Below are 21,399 nucleotides of genomic sequence, written 5' to 3'. Positions count from 1 at the left end.
TCCCCCCTTGCATCACTCAACAGCCACAACAAACCCGCCGTCAAACGAATACAAATAGCATTCCGCCACCGGCGCACGCCAAATTTGCTCGATGGCCCGCCGGTACAAGCGCATTTGCGTCCCGTAGCGGCCGAGCAGAAAACGAGCCGCTTCTTCCTTTTGCCCAGCAAAACGGTGGACGACTTCATCCGTTTTATAGTCAATCATCACATAGCCGCATTCGTCGGCAAACACGCAGTCGATCACCCCTTGCACGAGGACGCGCCGGCCGCTTTCCGTCCCTTCGCCGCCGTACAGTTCAGCCGCTTTAAGTCCCAAGCTGAACGGCACTTCACGGTGCACTTCGCGGGCGGCGCAAAGGCGGCGGCCAAGATCTGCAGTGAAAAAGGCAGCGATGGCCGCTGGATCGACCGCCTCGGCTTGTTCTGCCGACAGCAGCTCTTTTTCGACAAGGCGGACGATCTGACTGCGGATCGACGATTCATCAAGCGGCGCCTGCAAATCAAGATGGCGCATGACGATATGGAGCGCCGTCCCTTTTTCGGCCGGCGTCAATGTTTTCTCCTGCATGAAACGCGGCCGAGAAAACACCGGAGCCGTCCCTTGTCGCGGCCGCCATTCGTCCGCTTGCTCGCCAAAGAGCGCGCGCTGTTCTTTAAGTTCTGACACCGATTGCTTGGCGCGCACGGCCGTTTCTTTCTCATACGAATACCGCCACAACAAGCGGCGTTTGACCTCCTTCTGCCACCCTCCTTCTACGGGAACGGGTCGTCCTTGTTCGAGGGCAAGAAGCACGCCGCCATCCATCTCCTCCCTCACAGCCTCTGCGCCGCGCAAATCGGCGGCCGGCACGATGGCGACACGCCATACAGACGGGTGAGAGGCGACCTCTTCAGGCGCCTTCGTTCCCGCAAGCGCCCCCCCATCCCGATGACGGATGAGCGCCCGGCCGATCCAATCCAAGTAGGAGCGGGCCGAAGCCCGCACATCGTCGGGGAGAAGCCAGCCGCGTTCCAAAGCAGCGCTTTTCCATTTTTCAATCTCCTTGGCCGCATCGTTGACCGACGCCAACAAATACAGCTTCTCTTTTGCCCTTGTGAGCGCGACATACAAAATGCGCATCTCCTCCGCGAGCAGTTCAAGCCGCTTTTTCGTTTGGATGGCCAACAGCGGCAGCGTCGGATAACTGATGCGCAGCCGCGGGTGGACAAAGCGGGCGGCAAAGCCCAGCTCTTTATCGAGCAAATATGGGTGGTGCAAATCACGTGTATGAAACGGACGAGCCAGCCCAGCGAGAAACACGATCGGAAATTCCAATCCTTTGCTGCTGTGAATCGTCATGATGCGCACAACGTCTTCCTGCTCGCCGAGCGGCCGGGCCGCCCCTAAATCGTCGCCGCGCTCTTGCAGCCGCTCGATGAAGCGAAGAAAGCGAAACAAGCCGCGAAACGACGTCGACTCGTACTGCCGCGCGCGGTCGTACAAAGCGCGCAAGTTCGCCTGCCGTTGCCTGCCGCCCGGCAGTGCGCCGACAAAATCGTAAAATTGCGTATCGCGGTACAGCTGCCAAATGAGATCAGCTAATGAGCGGCGGCGCGCCATCGTACGCCAGCCCTCGAGCCGCTCTAAGAAAGCCGCCGCTTTCCTTTGGGCGTTGGCCTCCTCTTTTGTTTCCGCCGGCTTTTGCCGAAACGAACAGAGCGCTTCATAAAACGTGCCTTTTGGATCGGCGAGGCGAATCATGGCGAGCTCATTCTCGTCAAAACGAAAGAGCGGCGACCGGAGCACCGCGGCGAGCGGAATGTCTTGGTGCGGGTTGTCGATCACTTTTAACAGTGAGAGCATGATCGAAATTTCCGTCGCCTGAAAATAGCCGGATGACAAATCCGCGGCCGCCGGGATGCCTTGCGCCTGCAGCTGCTCGATCATCTGCGGCGCATTCGTCATCGAGCGGACAAGGATGACGATGTCACGGTACATGGCGCGCCGCGGCTGCCCGCTCGAACGATCGTATACATAAAACGGAGCGGAAACGATCTCTTTGATTTTTTTCGCCATCAGCCGCGCCTCGAGCTCCGCCGCTTCCCATTCAGCCGCTTCCTCTTCGTCCTCTTCCGCCGCACGCTGCCGGTTGATGATCATGACTTCCGGCGCCGCATCCTCCCCTTCCGGGTAATCGGCGCCGTATTTCAACTGCGCCGCTTCGTCGTAAACCATTTCGCCGACGGTTTCCCCCATGAGTTGCGCAAACAGAAAATTCGTCCCGTCAAGCACTTCGCGGCGGCTGCGGAAGTTGCTCGCGAGGTCGATTTTCATCCCCCCTTCTTCCCCGTCGGCGGTGAATCGTTTGTATTTGTCCAAAAACAGCATCGGCTCGGCAAGGCGGAATCGGTAAATCGACTGTTTCACGTCGCCGACCATAAACAAATTGCCTGTTCGTTCGCTCCCTTTTTTCACCAGCTGCAAAATCGCTTCTTGAACGAGGTTCGTATCTTGATACTCGTCAACAAGCACTTCATCAAACTGCGCCTGGTATTCCAAGGCGGCGGAGGAAGGCTGCCATTCGCCCGTTTCCGGATCACGCCGCCGCAAAATATGCAAACAATAATGTTCCAAATCAGAAAAATCAACGATTCCTTTTTCCCGTTTCGCCGCTTGGAACATGACGGCAAAACGGCGGACAAGGTTAGCGATCGTTTCAACGATCGGCTTCATTTCCCGCATATGGCGGAGCCAAACGGATGGATCGAGCGAAAACACATTGTCGCGCAGCGCCTCCACTTTCTTTTTCGCCTGATCACGCAGCGATTTGGCTTCGTCGATCAGCCGCTCGTCATAGTCCTTGCCGCGGCAGGCCGGCAGCCGCCCAAACGACAGCGCCTTTAGCGCGCGATGCAGCTCGGCCCACGGTCCAGAAAGACGCGTTTCCAAATCAGCGATCATATCTCGATCTTCGCGCAGCCGCTCCGCGTACGGACGCGGTCCGCCCGGCTCTTCAGCAAGCTCAAGCGCCCTTCGGATCAGCCGTCTGGCCGCCGCCAGCTCCATCGCAGCATGTTGCGCGATATAGCGGGCTGCTGGCAGCGTCTTTATATCTGTTCGTTCATCGACATCATACATCGAGGTCAAACCGGCCAACCATTCATCTGGTTCCGGATGGGAGCGGGAAAATTCATAAAGGGCGACAATCATCTCCTGCAGCTCCGCATCGCTCCGGTCGCCCGTATAGGCATCCACGACAGCGAAAAACCGCTCGTTGTCCGGCTTTCCATATTCCTCCTCAAGCAGCTCTTCAAGGACATCCTCTTTCAACAGCTCGATTTCCGTTTCATCCGCGATGCGAAACGACGGATCCAAATCAAGCAAATAGTAATATTTGCGAATGACATCCAAGCAAAAGGAATGGAGCGTCGAGATCGCGGCGCGGGGAAGCAGGCTGAGTTGACGTCGCAAATGGAGCGAATGCGGACGCTTGGCCAATTCCCGCTCGAGCGCCTCGCCGATTCTTGCTTTCATCTCCGCGGCTGCCGCATTGGTAAAGGTAACGACAAGCAGCCGATCGATATCGACCGCTCCTTCTTCCGCCGTCACTTTTTGAATGATCCGCTCGACAAGAACGGCCGTTTTCCCGGATCCGGCCGCCGCGGCGACAAGAATGTCTCGGCCGCCCGCGGCGATCGCCTTCCATTGTTCATCCGTCCATCGGCTCCCAGCCGGCTTCGGGCGAATCGTGGCGTTCATTTATCCTTCCTTCCCTTCCGCTAGTTTTTCGATGACCGCTTCCTTCGTTTGCGGGGCAAGCTTCCGGTATTCGTTGCCGGAGAGTGCCTCATCAAATTGGCAGACCGGTTTGAAAACGCAAAACTCGCACGCTGTTTTATCTTTCAACTTGTACGGGGCGATCGACACGACGCCGTCGGCGATTTGCCCGCCGATGTCGATGAACAAACGGCGGACATGCTGGCGGAGCGCGGCAAAGTCGGATGGACTCGCCACCGACGAACGCGAATGGATCGACCCGCTTTTCGTAAGCTGAGCGGGCACAATCAGCGACCATTGTCCGTCTTCCGTTCGGCCGTCCATCAACCGGATCGCCTCGACGTCAGCGAGCAACAGCCCGCGCATCCGAAACGGTTCAAGCAACTTTTTCGCCATTTCCACCTCATCATCCACCCATTGCTTCGCTTGAACGATCGGATTGTGGATGTGAAAATAAAGCACCCCGGCTGGCAAGGCCGGCTGTCCGACGAGCTGTTCGGCATACGTCAGCACGATGTCCAGGTAGGTGAGCATTTGCAGCGCCAAGCCGTAATATACTTCCGTCAAATCGAGCGTTTTCGCGCTCGATTTGTAATCGATAATGCGAAGAAGCACTCCTTGGCTGCTTTCCGCCTTATCGACGCGGTCGATCCGCCCAACAAGCTCCATCACTGTTCCGTCGGGCAGTCGAAACCGAAGCGGCGGCAGGTCGCCATTGGGGCCGAATGACAGCTCAAGTCCGATCGGAACGAAACCGCTCGCCCGCGCATGCTCACTTAACACATGGGTTGTACGGGCAACGACGTGTTTCAATTTTCGTTTCATATATTCATAGCGATGAGAGCTTGAGAGCACTTGCTGCTGGATGAGCGGGGCGATTCGCTCGACCGCCTCGGCCGACAGCCGTTCACAGTCTGGTCTTGACAGTTCGCGCCAATCAAGATGCTGTTCGCGCAGCCGGTCGGCGATTTGCTTGATGGCGGCATGGAACAATTGCCCAACATCCGGCGCCTCAAGTCGGAAAACGTTGCGCTCTTTCAACCGCAGCCCGTGCGATGCGAAATGGGCGTACGGGCATTTTTGAAACTGCTCCATGCGCGAGACGCTCGCCTGAATTTTTTTGCCGTACAGCCGCTGGCTCCACTGTTTTTTGAGCGGCGTCGCTCCGTTTGTATAAAAGAGCGCGGAGACGGCATGCCGCACCTGCTCCTTCCAGTCCCGATGGCCGATGAACGTGTTATACACATCCCACCAAAGCGGATCGATGCCGTAGTTGCGCTTCCACGCTCGGAGCTGGCTGATCAAATACGTTTGCGTCGCCCGCGGCGCGGTCACGAACGCCTCTGCTTTTTCTGCCGGGGCGTCGAACGGGTCGTTGCCGCACAGATGCACCGGCGCATGCGGAAACAGTTCCGTAAGCTGCTTGATGAGCGGCGACGGCATCAACGCTTTCCCTTCCCCATCAGCAAGCGGATATGTAACATACAGCCGCCGGCTCGGACAAACAAGTGCCAAGTAGACAAAAAACGGGTCATAAAACAGCTGCTCCCGCCCCCCTGGGGCGAGCGCCACTCCCAACTCACGCAGCTGCTCGCGCTCCACTTCCGCCATCAGCCCGTCTTCCTTCACTTTTGCTGGAATAACGCCATCGTTGGCGCCGATGACGAACGCATACTTGATGTCAATTAAACGAGAGCGATCAAGCTGAGCGACGATCACCTGGTCCATCGCCGGCGGCACAAGGGAGAACTCCAACCGATCGAGCCCAGCCTCGATAATCTTGACAAACTCAGCGAGCGGCAGTGATTCTGTCCCGAGCATTTCTACATATTGGTCAAGCAAATCGACGACGGCGTTCCACGCCTGTTCATGCTGGCGCGCTTCAACGAGGCGGCCGTCCGCTTCCGCTTGTGCGCTCATTTTCTCTAGTTTTTTTGGAATCTGCAATTCTTCCAAAAACAGATATAATGCCATACAAAACCCGCGTCCGTCCTCCGCCCGACGCAGACGGCGCTCCAACCGGCGAAGCGGAGCGGCCAACGCCTCGCGCCATTCATTGAGCATGTCCTCAAACTGCCGCTCTTCGTCCGTTTGTGGTACGTTCAAACCGTCAAGCGCCTGATAGCGCCGATACGCCCAGCGCTCATTGTTTGTCCACTTATCCCCTTTGATTCCGTAAGCAAGCACATAGTTTTCGAGCTTGTCGGCCGCCTCGCGCCACATGTGCAGATCGCCGTCCGTTGGAAAAAGCAAATCCGTTTTCACCGCCCGAAACACCGCTTCATATCGCCAACGCGTCACGACCGTCTCTAAGGCAGCGCGCACGAGTTCAATGAGCGGGTGGTGGTGCATCGGTTCTTTTTCATCCATAAAATACGGGATCCCAAAATCAAAAAACACCGTTTTCACCAGATCGCGGTACGCCTCCGTCTGGCGGATGATCAGCGCAATGTCGCGATAGCGCGCCCCTTCATCGCGGACAAGGCGGATGATTTCGCGTGCGACCGCTTCGATTTCCGCTCGGCGATTGGACGCCTCATAAAGATGGACGGCATCGGTCTTTGCACCATATGGAAGCAACGGGCGTCGGTGAAATTGCGCCTCAAGATGAACGAGCGCCCTGTCTTCATGGCGTCGGTTGGCCGAAAGCACGATCGGCTCTTCGATCGCAATGTCATTGCTTAGCGCCAACTCCCTCAGCTGGCGGTACGTTTGCGCCGGCAAATAAAAGAGATGAAGTTCGTCCGGCATTCCGTCGTCATACGGGCGGTCGATCGTCAAACAAACGGTGACGCGCCGGCAATGGCGAAGAAGCTGTTCGATGATCATATATTCTTGCGGCGCAAAATGATGAAAGCCGTCGATGTAAATATCGGCATCCCGCAAATAACTTGAGCGCGGAATATGCTCAGCGAGCAAGCGCAAATAATCTTCCGAATCAAGATAGTGGCCGATAAGACTCCGCTCAAGTTCCTCATACACAAGCGCGACATCGCTCAACTTGTCAGCGAGCAAGCGGCGGCCCGGCTGGCTTGGCCCATCCTCGAACGCCTTGGCATGTCGGCGGAGTTCGCCCGGCGTCAGGCAATACCGTTTGCATTCGGTGATCATTTCGTTCAGCTGCTCGATAAACCCATGTTTGTCCGCCGCGCGGCCAAACAGTTTCAGCTCTTGTTTGCGTTGCTCAATAATTTTGCGGATCATCATCTGCACACCAACATCATGAATATGGTACCGGGTCATGCCGCCTGTTTCCTGCAGCACGCGCCAAGCGAGACGGGTGAAGCTGAACACTTGGGCGCGAATCATCCCGCCCACTCCCTCGGTATGTATCAACGCGTATTCGCATTGAAATGTCATTTGCTCCGGAACGAGATAGACGATCGCCCTTCCTTTTGGATCCTCTTGCAACTGGCGGCGAATTTCTTCGAGGCAGACAGCCGTTTTCCCACTTCCTGACCGTCCGAGCAAAAACCGCAGCGACATTGTATCCACCACCATTCGTTTCCTTTATTTGTTTTATTTTAGCACGTATGTTCGCTTTTAGGAAGAAAAAAACGCCCTTCCGGCCGCGGGTTATATAGAGGCAATCTGAAACGTTAACGTTTGTTTCTTTTTGTGGAGCCAGCCGACATGTCAGCGACTTGTTGGACGGCTGAACAACCCCGATTCGAAGGATCTCATTTATTGGTCTAAGAAGCTTCAATTCGTTATAGAAGCGGAAGGCTTCTTGCGAGATGAAGGTTAAAAATGAAAGGTGAACTGTTTAAACGGCCAGTAGCGAACATCCACCTTGCCGACAATTTGGTTGATTTTGACAAACCCAAAATGGCGGCTGTCCCAGCTGCTAAGCCGGTTGTCGCCAAGAACGAAAATGCAGCCGGGAGGCACCCGTGTTTTCCCGGTCACCTCCTCAAGCGTAAAATCCCCGGTCAGCCTGCCGTCAAGCAGCTTTTGCTTATACGGGCGCAAATACGGTTCGTCAACTTTTTTTCCGTTGACATACAAGATGTCATTTTTGTACGCGATCCGATCGCCAGGCAGGCCGATAACCCGCTTGACGTAATCTTCCTTTTTGTTGGCGTGAAAAACGATAATGTCAAACCGGCGAATAGGCCCGATGTCGTAGGAAAGCTTATTGACGATCAGCAAATTGCCGCTCTCCAGCGTCGGCATCATCGATTTTCCTTCCACCACGTAATTGCTGAACACGAACAACCGAAGCGTGGCGACAACACAAACGGCAACAAACCATGGCCATCGGCGGCCTCGTTTTTCTTTTTGCTTGGTCACTCCCCGCCCTCCTCGCCGCCTTGTTCTTCCGTCAACGAAAATCGCGCTTCCACCCGTTTTCCGGCGTACCAAAGCAACAGAACGACTGCGGCGATCATCGCCGTGCGCAGCGGCTGACGGATGAGCGCCTTCAAGTCATAGCCGATAAAACTGATGGTAAACACCATGATCATCTTTCCTAGCAGCACCGCCAATACAAACTGCTGGCGGCTGATGCGCGACAGTCCGGCAACAATATTGACAAGCGCCGATGGGGTGAACGGAAAGCAATACAACAAAAACAGCGGACCAAATCCGTGTCGCTCAATCCAATGCATAAACTGCCGCACTTTCGGGTGGCGGCGGACAAAGTGAAAAAAACGCTTCTGCCCCACTTTCCGCGTCAGCCAAAACACGATGAGCGAGCCAAGTGAAGCGCCTAGCCAAGAGATCAGAAACCCTTTCCATAGTCCAAACGCCGCTGCGTTCGCCATCACGAAGACGAACATGGGCAAAATGGGAAAAAACGACTCAAGCAACGTCGCTGCGATGCCGGGAAGCACGCCGAAAGAGCGGTATTGTTCGAGCAGGGAAAGGATGCTGTCGAGCGTGAACCATTGTTTGATTGTTTCCATATCCATGTCTATTCCCCATTCAAATGCCGTTTATATCTTTATTTTACACGTCCAGGCGCCTAATTTGAACTCATCTTTAGGAAAAACCATTTTTATCAATTTGTTCAGCTAACTCTGTTTTTCTTGCTGCATGCGAAATATGTATTGGAGTTTGCGCTCCCTCGCTTCCATCCGCTCGGATAATTTTGTCCGCAGTTGAGCCGTTCGGTATAACTGGTTGATGAACGATTTGCAGGAAACATCGAGGGATATGCTTTTTCCGTTGCGGAAATAAACGATGGTCCGCTCATATTTGGCAGGCTCATACCGATAAACGTGCATGTGCGAGAGCCAAACGCAGCGGGAGTCACGCGGAGAGGCGGTTGGAAATACGTAAATTTCATTGGCTGGTTCAATGGCGATCGGCGCTTTATGAGTGATGCCAATGACGGCTTTCGTTCCTTCTTTCCTTCCTTGAAAGCTGCTTCCGTAGTAATCGCAACTATGTTTAATAATGTCAATCGGCGTTTGTTTGATGATATATTCGCCGTCCTCTTCAATGACTTTCGCATACACATCGCTGTTTAAAAAGTATGGGAGAACCGCCATCGTATAACGGCTTACGATGAATTGTTCCAATACAATGAATTCATTGACTTTCATCCGTTCGTCTCCTCCCTTAATCAACTCGCTCACTACTCCTATCATACCATCAGTAGTTATTTTTTTCTATATTTTGCAAAAAATCTAATAAAAAAACCCATGACAATCGTCATGGGTGTTCTAGGAGTTTTCGAACGTTTGGCCGATTTCTTTGGACGCTAAATATTCATTCGCCTGTTCCAACGCGGTATGCTCGCCGACCGAGTCGCCAGCATACGTCTCTTCATTCATCGACCATTGCTCAACATGAAGATCCGTACTGACTCGAAACTCGGCAGGCATCAGCTCCGGCAGATCGCCTTGATTCTTTTCCATTACATCGCCTCCTTGTACTCCATAGGATGCGTCATTTTTTTCCTTATTATGCGATGGAAGCAAGGAGGCTCTTCGTCTCAAACAAAAAACGCCCGGCCAAGCCGGGCGTCTCTTTGCTGGTGATCGGCATTAGATGGCTGTAAACTGTTGGTGATCGGCATTAGATGGCTGTAAACTGTTCTTCTTCGGTCGATCCTTTCAAAGCGACTGTTGACGATTGGCCGCCAGAGATCACTTGGGCGACTTCGTCGAAATAGCCCGTGCCGACTTCGCGCTGATGGCGCGTCGCCGTGTAGCCGTACTTCTCGGCGGCAAATTCCGCTTGCTGCAGCTCGGCATACGCCGCCATGCCTCGCTCTTTGTAGCCGCGCGCCAGTTCGAACATGCTGTAATTGAGCGCATGGAAGCCAGCCAAAGTGACAAATTGGAACTTGTATCCCATTTTGCCGAGCTCTTGCTGGAATTTGGCGATCGTTTCGTCGTCCAATTTTTTCTTCCAGTTGAACGACGGCGAGCAGTTGTACGCCAGCAGCTTGCCTGGGAATTTTTCATGAATCGCTTCGGCAAACCGGCGCGCCTCATCCAAATTCGGCTCGCTCGTCTCACACCAAATGAGGTCGGCATACGGCGCATAGGCAAGCCCGCGGGCGATCGCTTGATCCAAACCGGCTCTTGTGCGATAGAAGCCTTCCGGTGTCCGTTCTCCAGTGATAAACGCTTGATCGCGCGGGTCGATGTCGCTTGTGATCAAGTCAGCAGCGTTCGCGTCGGTGCGTGCGATGAGCACCGTCGGAACCCCCATGACATCGGCGGCCAACCGCGCCGCAATCAAGTTGCGAATCGCCGTTTGCGTCGGCAAAAGCACTTTGCCGCCTAAATGGCCGCATTTTTTCTCCGATGACAGCTGGTCTTCAAAATGGACGCCAGCCGCTCCGGCTTCAATCATTGCCTTCATGAGCTCAAAGACGTTCAGTTGGCCGCCGAACCCCGCCTCAGCGTCAGCGACGATCGGCACAAAGTAGTCCACGTCCCCGCTGCCTTCTAAGTATTGAATTTGATCCGCGCGCTGCAACGCTTGATTGATTCGCTTGACGACATGCGGAACGCTGTTGGACGGATACAGGCTTTGGTCCGGATACATCTGTCCGGCGAGGTTGGCGTCGGCCGCCACTTGCCAGCCGCTTAAATAAATCGCCTTCAAGCCTGCTTTCACTTGCTGCACCGCCTGATTTCCGGTCAGCGCGCCAAGGGCCGCGACGTAATCCTCTGTATGAAGCAGCTTCCATAATTTTTCCGCCCCGCGTCGAGCGAGCGTATACTCGATGTCAAGCGAGCCGCGCAGTTTAATGACATCCTCAGCGCTGTACGGACGAACGATCCCTTTCCAGCGCTCCTCATTTTTCCAACTTTCTTCTAATTGCCGGACACGTTCAGCAAATGACGCCATTTTTCCTTCCCCCATCTCTCTTTGTTATATTACATTGTTTTTATTTACGTTTTTATTATATAACAGAAAAACGAAAGTGCAAGCCTTTTTTTGAAACTTTTTTTAATTAGGAAAATAGTCGCATATTGTTCATAAACATCGCGATTTTTTCGCTAATTTTTTTGATATGATCATATTGAGGAGTGATGAATAGTGAAAAAATGGTATACGTTAGCTGCCTCTCTTGTCATCATCGGCATCAGCGTCGGCATCCTGTACTTTGCTGTCTACCAGCCATCAACGATGCGGCTTCCAAATGACGTGACGATGGAAACAGCATGGGGAAAATCATACGAGTTTGGCGACCTTCCGCCGAAAGTGAGGCTTGTCGAGTTTATTTATACAAACTGTCCGGATGTTTGTCCGAATACGACAGCGCAAATGGCAAAACTGCGCGATCGCCTAAAACAAGCCGGGGTATTTGGAAGCAAGGTGGAATTCATCACGATCACGATCGACCCGGCGCGCGATACGAATGAAAAGCTGCAGACATATGCCAATGCATTTGGAGTCATGAGCGACGGACAAGGTTGGGTGTTTTTGCGCGGCAGTGAAGCGGACACGAAAAAAGTAGCGGACGCCTTCCACTTTCAATACCGCGACCCGGGCAACGGCATGATCGTACACACAACGCTCGCCTACTTGCTTGGCCGCAACGGTCGTGTCGTCAAACAAATCGGCATGGGGACATCTCGATTTCATGTCGATGAGGTATACGAGGCGATTATGGAGGAATTGTCATAACCATGCAGCAAGTTTGCATACCTGTCGCAAAAGGAAAAGAGGAAGCGATGTCCGCTTCCCTTTTTAAACAAATAACGAATACAGGCTGAGCGCTGCAACCGCCGCAAACACGACGATCATGACGTTGGCCCCAAGCCAAGCTGTGATGACGGCCGCCGCAAAACCGATGACACCGAACCAAAAATCATCTTGGATGAAAAAAACGTCAGGAATAATGAGCGCCCCGAGCACCGCATACGGCACATTTTTCAGCACTCCTTGCCAAAACGACGGCAGCTCGACGCCACCGAGCAACACAAACGGCAACAGGCGCGGCAAATACGTCACGATCCCCATGCCGATGATCATCCATACGATTGTGCTATTCACCGCCGTTTCCCCCTTCCTTCGTCAGCCATTGAACGATGATGGCCGACAACAATGTAGCCAAAACGATCGACCAGCCTTTCGACAAGTGAAGAGCAAACGTGCCGATCGAGTTGAATAAAGCCGACAGCCCCGCCAGCCAGACGATTTTCCGCTGCTTTTTCAACGCTGGAACGAGCAGGCCGATAAACATGGCATACAAGGCAATGGACATACTTTCTTGCAAACTTTCCGGCAAACCGGCCCCAGCGGCATAACCAATGCCCGAGTTGACGACCCAACTGCCATACGCCATGGCAATGAGCCCAAACATATACGAGGCGTTGATCGTTCCTTCTTTCATCGCCGCCACCGAAAACGTTTCATCTGTAATGCCAAAGGCGTACAACGCTTTTTTCCAAAGCGCGTCCGGCTCAGCCTTTTCATTAAGGGACGCCGACATTAAAAAATGGCGAATGTTTAATATGAATGTCGTCAACACGATTTCAAACACCCCAGTGCCAGCGGTAAGCAGACTTAACGCGATATATTGCGAGGCGCCGGCGAAGACGACGATGCTCATGAGCACAGTCTCAGCGAACGTCAGTCCGGTTGTTTTGGCGAGCAGCCCAAACGCCAGCGCGATCGGCATATAGCCGATGGCGATCGCTACTCCTGCTTGCACCCCTTGGCGAAACGGCGCCATCTTGCCGGCTGCCCATGTCGTTTCCATCCATTCATCCCCTCCATTTGACTAGATTGATAACTTTATTGTCTAAAAATTCCTTTCGTTTCGCAACCCGAACGTCCATTCATTGTTTCCGCTCACGCCAAACACGAGACAAACGCAGAAAGAGGCCAATCTATGATATAATCAAACTGATTCATGATTGATGGCAACAGAAAAGGAGTGCACGTCCATGTCAGTGAAACCGTATGTATTAACCGACCGCGGCATTTTCCGTTATGAACAAGTCACGTACCCGATGGAAGAGCGCGGCTTGCAATTCGGTGATGGCGTCTACGAAGTCGTCCGCTTATATAACGGGATATACGTTTGGCTTCGCGAGCATCTTGACCGGCTGTACCGTTCAGCGGCCGCCATTCGCCTATCCGTTCCGTTTGGCTGCGAAGAGCTCATCGAACAGCTTGAGGAGCTTCGCCGCCTCAACGATGTGCAGGAAGATGCGATTTTGTATTTGCAAATGACGCGCGGCAGCTTCCCGCGCAACCATGCGTTTCCGGCGGAAAACCGGCCGAACTTGTACGCCTACATCCAGCCGATGGCGCGGAAAACCGAGGAAATGACACATGGGGTGCGCACGATTTTGACGAAAGATGTCCGCTGGGAATACTGTTACATTAAAAGCTTGAACTTATTGCCCAACGTATTGGCTAAACAAGAAGCGGTTGAGCGCGGAGCGTTTGAAGCGATTTTGCATCGCGACGGCGTCGTAACCGAAGGCAGCTCGTCAAACATTTTCCTTGTCAAAAATGAAACGGTGTACACCCATCCGGCCACCGCACGGATTTTAAACGGCATCGTCCGCACGAAAGTGAAGCAGTTTTGCGCTGAGCTTGGCATTCCATTTGTCGAAGAAGCGTTTTCCACCAACGACCTTGCGGAGGCGGACGAACTGTTTTTAACGAGCACGACGTCAGCGATTATCCCGATTATTCAAGTCGACGAAACGGTGATCCGAAGCGGCGCGCCAGGGGCGGTGACGAAGGCGCTGCAAGCCGCCTACCGACAAGCGACGCAGCGAGAAACCCAAAATATCTGACCGGCCGGCCGAACAGAAGAGGTGTCCCCTAGCCAAAGAAGGACACCTCATTTCGTTTATGAGCTGAGCACGGCGCGGTCGCTCGCAAACTGGCTGCCGCGGATGCGTTGGAATGCCTCAAGCAGCCGCTCGACCGTCAGCTCCTCTTTCTCCTTTCCTTCTGCGGCAAAAATGATTTGCCCGCCATCCATCATGATCAACCGGTTGCCAAGGCGAATCGCCTGCTCCATGTTGTGCGTCACCATGAGCGTCGTCAGGCGGTGCTGCTCAACAATTTGCTTCGTCAACTCCGTGACCAACTCCGCCCGCGCCGGATCAAGGGCGGCGGTATGTTCATCGAGCAACAGCACATCCGGTTTTGTAAACGTCGCCATCAACAAGGAAAGCGCCTGCCGCTCCCCGCCGGAAAGAAGTCCGACTTTGGCGGCGAGCCGGTCTTCAAGCCCTAAATGAAGCGTTCGCAGCGTTTCCCGAAACCACTCGCGCTTTTGCTTCGTGACGCCAAGACTTAACGTGCGCCGCTTCGTCCGGTTGTAGGCGAGCGCCAAATTTTCCTCAATCGTCATATGCGGGGCGGTGCCGGCCATCGGGTCTTGAAAGACGCGGCCGATGTAGCGGGCGCGCGCATGCTCCTTGAGCGCGGTTACATCGCGGCCGTTGATCCACACTTCGCCGGTATCAGGAGACAGCCGTCCGGAAATGATGTTCATGAGCGTAGACTTGCCGGCGCCGTTGCTGCCGATGACGGTGACGAAATCGCCGGGGGCAAGCGTCAGATCAATGCCGCGCAAAGCGATTTTCTCGTCAGCCGTTCCTTCGTTAAACACTTTTGTAATTCGTTTCAGCTCCAGCAACGGTTTCCCCCCTCTCAAGCTCCTTGGTCCTCCGCTTTCTCCGCTGCCGTTCTTTTTGCGCCGCCAACGTGTTGGGCACGATGAGCGCCATCATCACAATGAGCGCGGTAATCAATTTCACATCGCCCGTCTCCAAAAACTCGACGCGCAACGCAAGCGCCAAAATGAGGCGATAGACGATGGCGCCGCCGATGACCGCCCATGTTGCGCGTGTGACCGAACGGGCCCCAAACAGCGCCTCGCCGATGATGACGGAAGCGAGCCCAATGACGATCATCCCGATTCCCATCCCGACGTCGCTGAATCCGCCATACTGGGCGACGAGCGCTCCGGAAAGCGCCACGAGCGCGTTCGACAGCCCAAGGCCAAACACGATCAACCAATCGGTGTTGGCGGAAAAGCTCGCCACCATCGGCTTGTTGTCTCCAGTTGCCCGCAAAGCGATCCCCATCTCCGTTTTCAACAGCCAATCCAACAGCCCTTTGACCATTAGCGCGACAATCGCCATTGACACAAGCACCGCCCATGTCCGCGGCGCAAAGCCAGTGAAGGAAATGAGCTGATTGAGCGCCGCATCCAACCCAGCTTGCTTCCAGATGGCAGTGATTTTGGTGATGACTGTTTCCTGCTGCAAGAGCGGCACGTTTGATTTGCCCATAATGCGCAAATTGATCGAATACAAAGCGATCATCATTAAAATGCCGGATAACAGTGGATTGATTTTCCCTTTCGTATGCAAAAGCCCAGTCAACACCCCAGCGGCAAAGCCGGCCAAAAGCGCCGCGGCTGAGGCGGCAAACGGATTGGCTCCATTGACAATCAGCACGGCGGCGACGGACGCGCCGGTGACGAAGCTGCCGTCAACCGTCAGATCGGGAAAATCCAAAATACGAAACGATAAATAGACGCCGAGCGCCATCACGGCGTAAATCAAGCCGGCTTCGACGGAACTGAACATCGCTGTCCACACAACTTTTCACCTACCTTTTCGGAAACACACCAAAGGCGCATGTGACACGTTGAGTGCCAAAACGCACTTTTCCCTACTTTTTTGGCCCCCCTCCTTCATCGAAGGAGGGACGGCCGCTTATTCAATATATTCCGCAATGGAATCCCATTCCGGATTGAGCTTGATGCCCATTTCTTGCGCTGCTTTTTTGTTGATGACAAGCTTCAATTTTTGTGGATATTGCACCGGCAAATCGGCTGGCTTTTTGCCGTCTTGCAAAATTTGCGCCGCCATTTCCCCAGCTTCGTAGCCGATGTCATAGTAGTCAAACCCGTACGCCGCAAAACCGCCGCGCTTGACGGAATCCAGTTCACCAACAAACAGCGGAATGTCGTGCTCATTCGCCACTTGAATGACGGACTCAAGCGCCGAGACGACGGTGTTGTCGGTGATGATGTACAGGCAATCGACTTTGCCGACGAGCGATTCGGTCGCCTGTTTCACTTCTGCCGACGTCGATACGGACACCGGGACCATTTGCAAATCGGTTCCTTGCATCGCCTTTTTCACCTGCTCGATTTGAGCGACGGAGTTTTGTTCGCCGGCGTTGTAGACCATGCCGACGCGGTTGCCTTTGATATATTTGTCAATAAATTGCACCGTTTTTGGAATGGCCTCCGGGTGGGTATCGGTCGTTCCCGTCACATTGCCGCCCGGCTTTTCCATCGATTGGACAAGCTGCGCGCCGACTGGGTCGGTCACCGACGTGAACACGATCGGAATGTCTTTTGTCGCATTGAGCGCCGCCTGCGCGCTTGGCGTTGAGTTGGCAAAAATCAAGTCGACGCCGTCCGAAACAAAATTATTGGCGATCGTTTGGTTGTTGCTTTGGTCGCCTTGGGCGATTTGCACGTCATACTCAACGGACAGCCCTTTGTCTTTTAACGCCTGCTGGAATCCTTTGCGCGCCGCATCGAGCGATGGATGCTCGACAATTTGCGTCACGCCGATTTTGTACGTCTTTTCTTTCCCGCTCTTCCCGCCGCTTCCCTGGCTGCTTCCCGTCTCTTTCGCGCCGCCGCAGCCGCCAAGCAACAAAAAGCCGGCTGCACACACCGCGGCGAACCGCCGAATCGATTGGCCCATGATCCCATCCCCCTATGTAGAGAAGTTTAGTCCTTTTAAACTTTTATGTGTTAAATTATATAAATTTATCTACTTGTTTTCAATATACTATTCAAAAAAAAGAAAAGGTGCTGAAAATTCAGCACCATCAAGCATGGGAAGACGCGAGCCGCTCTTTTAACGCTCTTCGCAAAATTTTTCCTGTCGCATTTTTCGGCAGCTCGTCCAAAAAGTCAATCGCGCTCGGCACTTTATATTTTGCCAACCGCTCACGGCAGTAAGCAATGAGCTCTGCTTCCGTCAACTCCGGATTTTTCGAGACGACATACGCCCGCACCGCTTCGCCGTAGTCCGGGTCCGGCACGCCGATCACGGCGGCTTCCACGACATCTGGATGGCTGTACAGCACTTCTTCGACTTCGCGCGGATACACGTTGTAGCCGCCGACGATAATCATCTCTTTCTTTCGGTCGACGATATAGAAATAGCCCTCCTCGTCCATGCGCGCCAAATCACCGGTGTGCAGCCAACCGTCGCGCAAGGCAGCCGCTGTTTCTTCCGGCATTTTGTAATACCCTTTCATAACGTTTGGCCCGCGAACGACAAGCTCTCCGACTTCGCCGACGGGCACTTCCTCGCCGTACTCGTTGACGACCTTATTTTCAACATTTTTAATGTTCGTTCCGATCGAACCAGGCTTGCGCGGCCGATCAAGAGGATTGAAACAGGTGACAGGGGACGCCTCCGAAAGCCCATATCCTTCTGAAATGATGACGTTGAACTTTTTCTCAAAGTTTTCAAGCAAAGCGACCGGCATTGAAGCGCCTCCTGAGATGCAAAGGCGGAGCGTCCGCAAATCGTCCGCGCTTCCACCTTCGTACTGATAAAGGAAATTGTACATCGTCGGCACGCCGGCAAAAATCGTCGCTTTTTCCTCTCGGGCCAGCTGAAACAACTTTGCTGGACTGAACTTTGGCATAATGAGCACCGTCCCGCCGTTCATTAGCGGGGCGTTGAGCGCCACGGTCAGGCAAAACACATGAAACATCGGCAGCGCAGCGATGATGCGGTCATTTTCATTGATGCCTAAATAATCGGCCGTATCTTGGGCATTGCTGTATATGTTTTTATGAGTGAGCATCGCCCCTTTTGGCTTGCCAGTCGTCCCCGATGTGTACAAAATGACGGCAACATCATCATCATCCAGTTCAGGGCCGGTAAAATCCGGGCTGCCGTCCGCTAACACTTCTGCAAACGATTTCATTCCTTCCGACAGGGAAATGGCTTTTTCCTTCCCTTCCGGTGTTTCACAAACGATCACGTGCTCAAGCAGCGGAAGCCGCTTCTTCGCCTCCGCAAACAACGGGGCGAGCAAGTCGAGGCCGATCACCCCTTTGACATCGCCGTTATGCAAAATATAAAAAATTTCTTCAGGTGTGTAAATGGGATTGATTGGAATGACGGTCGCCCCAAGCCGCAGCGCCCCGTACAAACTGATGACGAACTGCGGCGAGTTGCCAAGCAACAAGGCGACATGGTCGCCCCGGCGAATGCCAAGCTGCGCCAGCCCATCGGCAAAACGGGAAGCCGCTTCGTTCAATTGCTCGTACGTGCACCGCTCTTTCATGAAGACATACGCTTCCTTCTTCGGCAACTGTTTGGCGATTTGCGCCAATCGCGTCGTGACGTTCATATGAGCTCCTCCCCCAAAATGAATGAATGACCATTCATTTTATAAGTAAAAAAATTCGAACTATATCCATTATAAAAAAAAGAACAGCAAAGGACAAGAGAAAGCGTTTCCTCTGCTGTTTCTTTCCTGAATGCTGCCTTATTGCACCCATGTCAAGCCGGTGCGGGCGAGGCGGATGACGCCGCGGAACGTCCGGCCAGCCTCCTCAACCAGCTGCTCGTGCCGGCCAACGTGTGGCAAATGCGTCAACCATAATTCTCCGACACGTGCTCCCTCCGCGATGGCCGCCGCCTCCTCGCTCGTCATATGCCCAGCCGGCGCCGCGTTTTGCCCAGCGTAAAAGTTGCACTCGCAAATGAGCAAGTCGGCTCCTTTGGCAAACGGAAGAAACTCCGGTATATAGCTTGAATCGGCCGTATAAACAACCGTCTTGCCGCCGGCAGTAATGCGCATCGCGTAGCATGGCACCGGATGGACTGTTTTCATAAATGTGATCGAAAACGGCCCGACAGCCAGCGTCCCATTCGGGTCATAGGCAATTCCTTCCGTAATGCCGCTGTGCGTCAAGCGTGAAAACGCCGCCTCGTCTTCCACATGGCCGTAAATCGGCAAGACGGGAAGGTCAGCTCCCAAATTTTTATGAATGAGACGCGCGTATTGGAGCGGGCCGATGTCGGCGATATGGTCGTAATGATAATGGGAGATGATGACCGCATCTAAGTTTTCCACAGCCGTATAGTTTTGCAGCTTGGCAAGCGCCCCGCTGCCGCAATCAACGAGCAGGCAAAATCCATCATGTTCGAACAAATACGCCGATGTCGCTTCATTGGCGGCAGGGAATCCTCCCCAATAGCCGATGACCGTCACTTTCATTTTCGGTTCTCTCCTTCCATTCGTTTTGTCTTCATCATACACAACCGCGCCTATTTTTTCATCTTTGTTGATTTTTGTTTTAAAACACCTATTGACATTTTGTTGTGTGTTATAATACAATAAAATTACCAAGACAACGGAGGGGATCGGAATGTTGATGAAAGTGTTGGAATTTTTCAGAAACTTACCGCCAAAAAAATGTCTGCACTGCGGCAAAGAGATTGACGAGCAGCATGAATGCTACGGCAACACGTGCTCTGATTGCCTTGGCGCCGCTTACCGCCAATAGGTGAGCGGACGCTGCCCTTGCGTCACGTTCGCCGGCTGCCCCGCCGGCGTTTGGCTGTTCCCCAATGCAGCCTGCCTTTTCTCTTGACTGCCTCCAGCTAAGAGGCATTTTTTTTTTGCCAATCTCAGGGGCGCCATCACACACAACGTTCTAATGGCGGCCCATCCGCAAAAAGCAATCCCTCGTCCTAGAAAATGGTTTTAATTCCATCTGTTGTTTGATTCCGATATTGGCCAATGCAAAAAGGCGTCCCAATCTTTTTAGGACGCCTTCGAGACGGCATGGTTCAATCATCACGTTTGAGCCGCTGTTTCCGTCCATACCGCATAACGGCGGCGATACCGAAGGAGAAAATACACGAGCGTCGCCAAGGCAAAGACCGCGGCTGTCGCAAGCAATATCGCAGCTTCCTTCCACATGACCAAGAAATCGCCGCTTGAAATGACTGCTCGCAACCCACGGATCGCATGGGTCATCGGCAGCCACGGATGAAGCGACTGCAACGCACCCGGAACGAGCTCAATCGGATACGTGCCGGCGCTTCCAACTAGCTGGGCAATCAATAGCAAAATGGCAAGAAACCGGCCTGAGTTGTCAAACACGGTGACAAGGAATTGAACAATCATCATAAATGTTATGCTGATGATCCAAGTGAACAAATGCCAAGCAAATTCGGGCGGAGCACGATGGCCCGCATCTCTTTTCGCAGCATATGGCGCTCCCTCCTTTGTACAGATGACCAAATTGTCCGTATGGTCAATTTCCAACAAAAAAAGAGGATCATCTATCTCGACAATCCTTGCAAAAAATAGAGCGTAAACAATTCAGCAATTTGTTCTTTTGTCAACGGTTCATGATCTTTTTCCCAATCGACGATCAAGGCGATGTACGTCTTGAGCATCAAAAATGCCGTAATTTCCGAATTGCACGGACGAATCTCCCCTTTTTCCACCGCCGCATCAATTTTTTGCCGAATGAACTCGACCATTGCCCGGTCCAGTTTGGCAAGCACTTCTTGCACCGCCGCCGTACCGATATTGCGCACTTCTTGAAGCAGCTTCGCCGTCAGCTGATGGCGCTGGCGAAATTCCAAAATGCGGTACAAGGCGCGGTGGACGTTTTCGGAAAACGGCAGTGACGAGTCCATCGCCAGCTCCGCTTCCGCCTTGATTTCCATAATCAATCCGGAGACGATTTCATCAAGCAGTTCCTCTTTGCTTTTAAAAAACGTATAGATCGTCCCCTTGCCGACGTTGGCGAGCTTGGCGATCTGCTCCATCGTCGTCGCCTTGTAGCCAAAGGCAGCAAACGATTGGGCCGCCGCTTCGATGATTTGCCGTTTGCGGTCGCTTGCCATACTCCTCATCCTTCAAATTGACTAAATGAACAATTTGGTCAACCCGTATCCATTATACTATCAAACAACATGGATGTAAAGGGCCGTCGCATTGGGGACGGAATTTCTTCCTGCTCCCTCATCCTTTCCAAGCAAATGGGTAGAAGCGCCGTTGAAGCTTCTCCCACGTTCTTTTCACATCCCTTTTGCAGCGGAAACCACTTCCACGAGCCAAAAGAGACAAACAGCCATCCGCTTCTTTTCGCTTCAACCGGCTGGCGGCCGCACCGACGTCCAA

General features: G+C 53.4%; 19 protein-coding genes. 3 read left to right on the top strand and 16 right to left on the bottom strand.

All coding sequences use genetic code 11. The features are described from left to right. Positions 1-12: 12 nt before the first annotated feature. The 7 genes from addA to aceA form a co-directional block, all read right to left on the bottom strand. Positions 13-3,741, bottom strand: a complete 3,729-nt coding sequence (gene addA / locus JCR24_RS04940; protein WP_238980189.1) for a helicase-exonuclease AddAB subunit AddA — start codon at positions 3,739-3,741, stop codon at positions 13-15. Then, entirely contained in the window at positions 3,742-7,245 is a 3,504-nt protein-coding gene (gene addB / locus JCR24_RS04935) for a helicase-exonuclease AddAB subunit AddB (RefSeq protein ID WP_286365221.1), read from the bottom strand. A gap of 258 nt (positions 7,246-7,503) precedes the next feature. Beyond that, positions 7,504-8,052, bottom strand: coding sequence for a signal peptidase I (lepB, locus tag JCR24_RS04930; protein ID WP_238980188.1), 549 nt, complete (start codon positions 8,050-8,052; stop codon positions 7,504-7,506). Next, entirely contained in the window at positions 8,049-8,672 is a 624-nt protein-coding gene (locus JCR24_RS04925) for a TVP38/TMEM64 family protein (protein WP_013146210.1), read from the bottom strand. Before JCR24_RS04925 ends, lepB begins: the two co-directional genes overlap by 4 nt. A 102-nt stretch (positions 8,673-8,774) precedes the next feature. Then, positions 8,775-9,308 carry a competence protein ComK gene (locus tag JCR24_RS04920; protein WP_238980187.1) on the bottom strand — a complete coding sequence of 178 codons (534 nt, stop codon included), beginning with the start codon at positions 9,306-9,308 and terminating at the stop codon, positions 8,775-8,777. Between the two features lie 120 nt (positions 9,309-9,428). Continuing rightward, complete coding sequence (locus tag JCR24_RS04915) at positions 9,429-9,623, bottom strand: hypothetical protein (RefSeq protein ID WP_011230180.1); 195 nt, start codon at positions 9,621-9,623, stop codon at positions 9,429-9,431. Positions 9,624-9,783: 160 nt separating this feature from the next. After that, positions 9,784-11,070: an isocitrate lyase gene (gene aceA, locus JCR24_RS04910; protein ID WP_011230179.1), complete on the bottom strand. Its 1,287-nt coding sequence runs from the start codon at positions 11,068-11,070 to the stop codon at positions 9,784-9,786. Between the two features lie 192 nt (positions 11,071-11,262). Between aceA and JCR24_RS04905 the strand changes: the two genes are divergently transcribed. Further along, a complete protein-coding gene (locus JCR24_RS04905) occupies positions 11,263-11,853 on the top strand; it encodes an SCO family protein (RefSeq protein ID WP_011230178.1) in 591 nt (196 codons plus the stop codon). Between the two features lie 63 nt (positions 11,854-11,916). Here the strand turns inward: JCR24_RS04905 and JCR24_RS04900 are convergent, their stop codons facing one another. Both JCR24_RS04900 and JCR24_RS04895 read right to left on the bottom strand, forming a co-directional pair. Continuing rightward, a complete protein-coding gene (locus JCR24_RS04900; RefSeq protein ID WP_238980186.1) occupies positions 11,917-12,222 on the bottom strand; it encodes an AzlD domain-containing protein in 306 nt (101 codons plus the stop codon). Further along, a complete protein-coding gene (locus JCR24_RS04895; protein WP_014195014.1) occupies positions 12,215-12,931 on the bottom strand; it encodes an AzlC family ABC transporter permease in 717 nt (238 codons plus the stop codon). The genes JCR24_RS04900 and JCR24_RS04895 overlap by 8 nt, the downstream gene beginning before the upstream one ends. 187 nt (positions 12,932-13,118) lie before the next feature. On the opposite strand from JCR24_RS04895, the gene dat reads away from it, so the two are divergent. Then, positions 13,119-13,982, top strand: coding sequence for a D-amino-acid transaminase (gene dat / locus JCR24_RS04890; protein WP_011230175.1), 864 nt, complete (start codon positions 13,119-13,121; stop codon positions 13,980-13,982). 56 nt (positions 13,983-14,038) lie between these two features. Here the strand turns inward: dat and JCR24_RS04885 are convergent, their stop codons facing one another. From JCR24_RS04885 to JCR24_RS04865, 5 genes are all read right to left on the bottom strand, one after another. Continuing rightward, a complete protein-coding gene (locus JCR24_RS04885) occupies positions 14,039-14,836 on the bottom strand; it encodes an ABC transporter ATP-binding protein (protein ID WP_013146218.1) in 798 nt (265 codons plus the stop codon). Beyond that, a complete protein-coding gene (locus JCR24_RS04880) occupies positions 14,802-15,794 on the bottom strand; it encodes an ABC transporter permease (protein ID WP_238980270.1) in 993 nt (330 codons plus the stop codon). Before JCR24_RS04880 ends, JCR24_RS04885 begins: the two co-directional genes overlap by 35 nt. Positions 15,795-15,923: 129 nt before the next feature. Then, entirely contained in the window at positions 15,924-16,931 is a 1,008-nt protein-coding gene (locus JCR24_RS04875; protein ID WP_060788461.1) for an ABC transporter substrate-binding protein, read from the bottom strand. A gap of 127 nt (positions 16,932-17,058) precedes the next feature. Continuing rightward, on the bottom strand, positions 17,059-18,603 hold the full coding sequence (locus tag JCR24_RS04870; RefSeq protein ID WP_238980185.1) for a fatty acid--CoA ligase family protein: 1,545 nt from the start codon (positions 18,601-18,603) through the stop codon (positions 17,059-17,061). A gap of 138 nt (positions 18,604-18,741) precedes the next feature. Next, the gene (locus JCR24_RS04865) at positions 18,742-19,476 is read right to left on the bottom strand and encodes an MBL fold metallo-hydrolase (protein ID WP_238980184.1); all 735 of its coding nucleotides are present in this window, start codon (positions 19,474-19,476) and stop codon (positions 18,742-18,744) included. A gap of 151 nt (positions 19,477-19,627) precedes the next feature. On the opposite strand from JCR24_RS04865, the gene yhfH reads away from it, so the two are divergent. After that, positions 19,628-19,765, top strand: coding sequence for a protein YhfH (yhfH, locus tag JCR24_RS04860; protein WP_011230169.1), 138 nt, complete (start codon positions 19,628-19,630; stop codon positions 19,763-19,765). Between the two features lie 293 nt (positions 19,766-20,058). Here the strand turns inward: yhfH and JCR24_RS04855 are convergent, their stop codons facing one another. Both JCR24_RS04855 and JCR24_RS04850 read right to left on the bottom strand, forming a co-directional pair. Further along, a complete protein-coding gene (locus JCR24_RS04855) occupies positions 20,059-20,394 on the bottom strand; it encodes a YhgE/Pip family protein (protein WP_238980183.1) in 336 nt (111 codons plus the stop codon). Positions 20,395-20,549: 155 nt separating this feature from the next. Next, entirely contained in the window at positions 20,550-21,122 is a 573-nt protein-coding gene (locus JCR24_RS04850; RefSeq protein ID WP_011230167.1) for a TetR/AcrR family transcriptional regulator, read from the bottom strand. Positions 21,123-21,399: the final 277 nt, after the last annotated feature.

The sequence above is a fragment of the Geobacillus sp. YHL genome, assembly GCF_022341265.1.
In the GTDB taxonomy this organism is placed as follows: domain Bacteria; phylum Bacillota; class Bacilli; order Bacillales; family Anoxybacillaceae; genus Geobacillus; species Geobacillus thermoleovorans.
The sequence above is the reverse complement of the archived record's forward strand: the minus strand, read 5'-3'. Positions and strand labels throughout refer to the sequence as shown.

Bases quoted from the DNA above. Each gene is read 5' to 3' on its own strand.
- addA (WP_238980189.1), bottom strand. From the start codon at position 3,741: ATGAACGCCACGATTCGCCCGAAGCCGGCTGGGAGCCGATGGACGGAT.
- addB (WP_286365221.1), bottom strand. From the start codon at position 7,245: ATGTCGCTGCGGTTTTTGCTCGGACGGTCAGGAAGTGGGAAAACGGCT.
- JCR24_RS04925 (WP_013146210.1), bottom strand. From the start codon at position 8,672: ATGGATATGGAAACAATCAAACAATGGTTCACGCTCGACAGCATCCTT.
- JCR24_RS04920 (WP_238980187.1), bottom strand. From the start codon at position 9,308: ATGAAAGTCAATGAATTCATTGTATTGGAACAATTCATCGTAAGCCGT.
- JCR24_RS04915 (WP_011230180.1), bottom strand. From the start codon at position 9,623: ATGGAAAAGAATCAAGGCGATCTGCCGGAGCTGATGCCTGCCGAGTTT.
- aceA (WP_011230179.1), bottom strand. From the start codon at position 11,070: ATGGCGTCATTTGCTGAACGTGTCCGGCAATTAGAAGAAAGTTGGAAA.
- JCR24_RS04895 (WP_014195014.1), bottom strand. From the start codon at position 12,931: ATGGAAACGACATGGGCAGCCGGCAAGATGGCGCCGTTTCGCCAAGGG.
- dat (WP_011230175.1), top strand. From the start codon at position 13,119: ATGTCAGTGAAACCGTATGTATTAACCGACCGCGGCATTTTCCGTTAT.
- JCR24_RS04880 (WP_238980270.1), bottom strand. From the start codon at position 15,794: ATGTTCAGTTCCGTCGAAGCCGGCTTGATTTACGCCGTGATGGCGCTC.
- JCR24_RS04875 (WP_060788461.1), bottom strand. From the start codon at position 16,931: ATGGGCCAATCGATTCGGCGGTTCGCCGCGGTGTGTGCAGCCGGCTTT.
- JCR24_RS04870 (WP_238980185.1), bottom strand. From the start codon at position 18,603: ATGAACGTCACGACGCGATTGGCGCAAATCGCCAAACAGTTGCCGAAG.
- JCR24_RS04865 (WP_238980184.1), bottom strand. From the start codon at position 19,476: ATGAAAGTGACGGTCATCGGCTATTGGGGAGGATTCCCTGCCGCCAAT.
- yhfH (WP_011230169.1), top strand. From the start codon at position 19,628: ATGTTGATGAAAGTGTTGGAATTTTTCAGAAACTTACCGCCAAAAAAA.
- JCR24_RS04855 (WP_238980183.1), bottom strand. From the start codon at position 20,394: ATGATGATTGTTCAATTCCTTGTCACCGTGTTTGACAACTCAGGCCGG.
- JCR24_RS04850 (WP_011230167.1), bottom strand. From the start codon at position 21,122: ATGGCAAGCGACCGCAAACGGCAAATCATCGAAGCGGCGGCCCAATCG.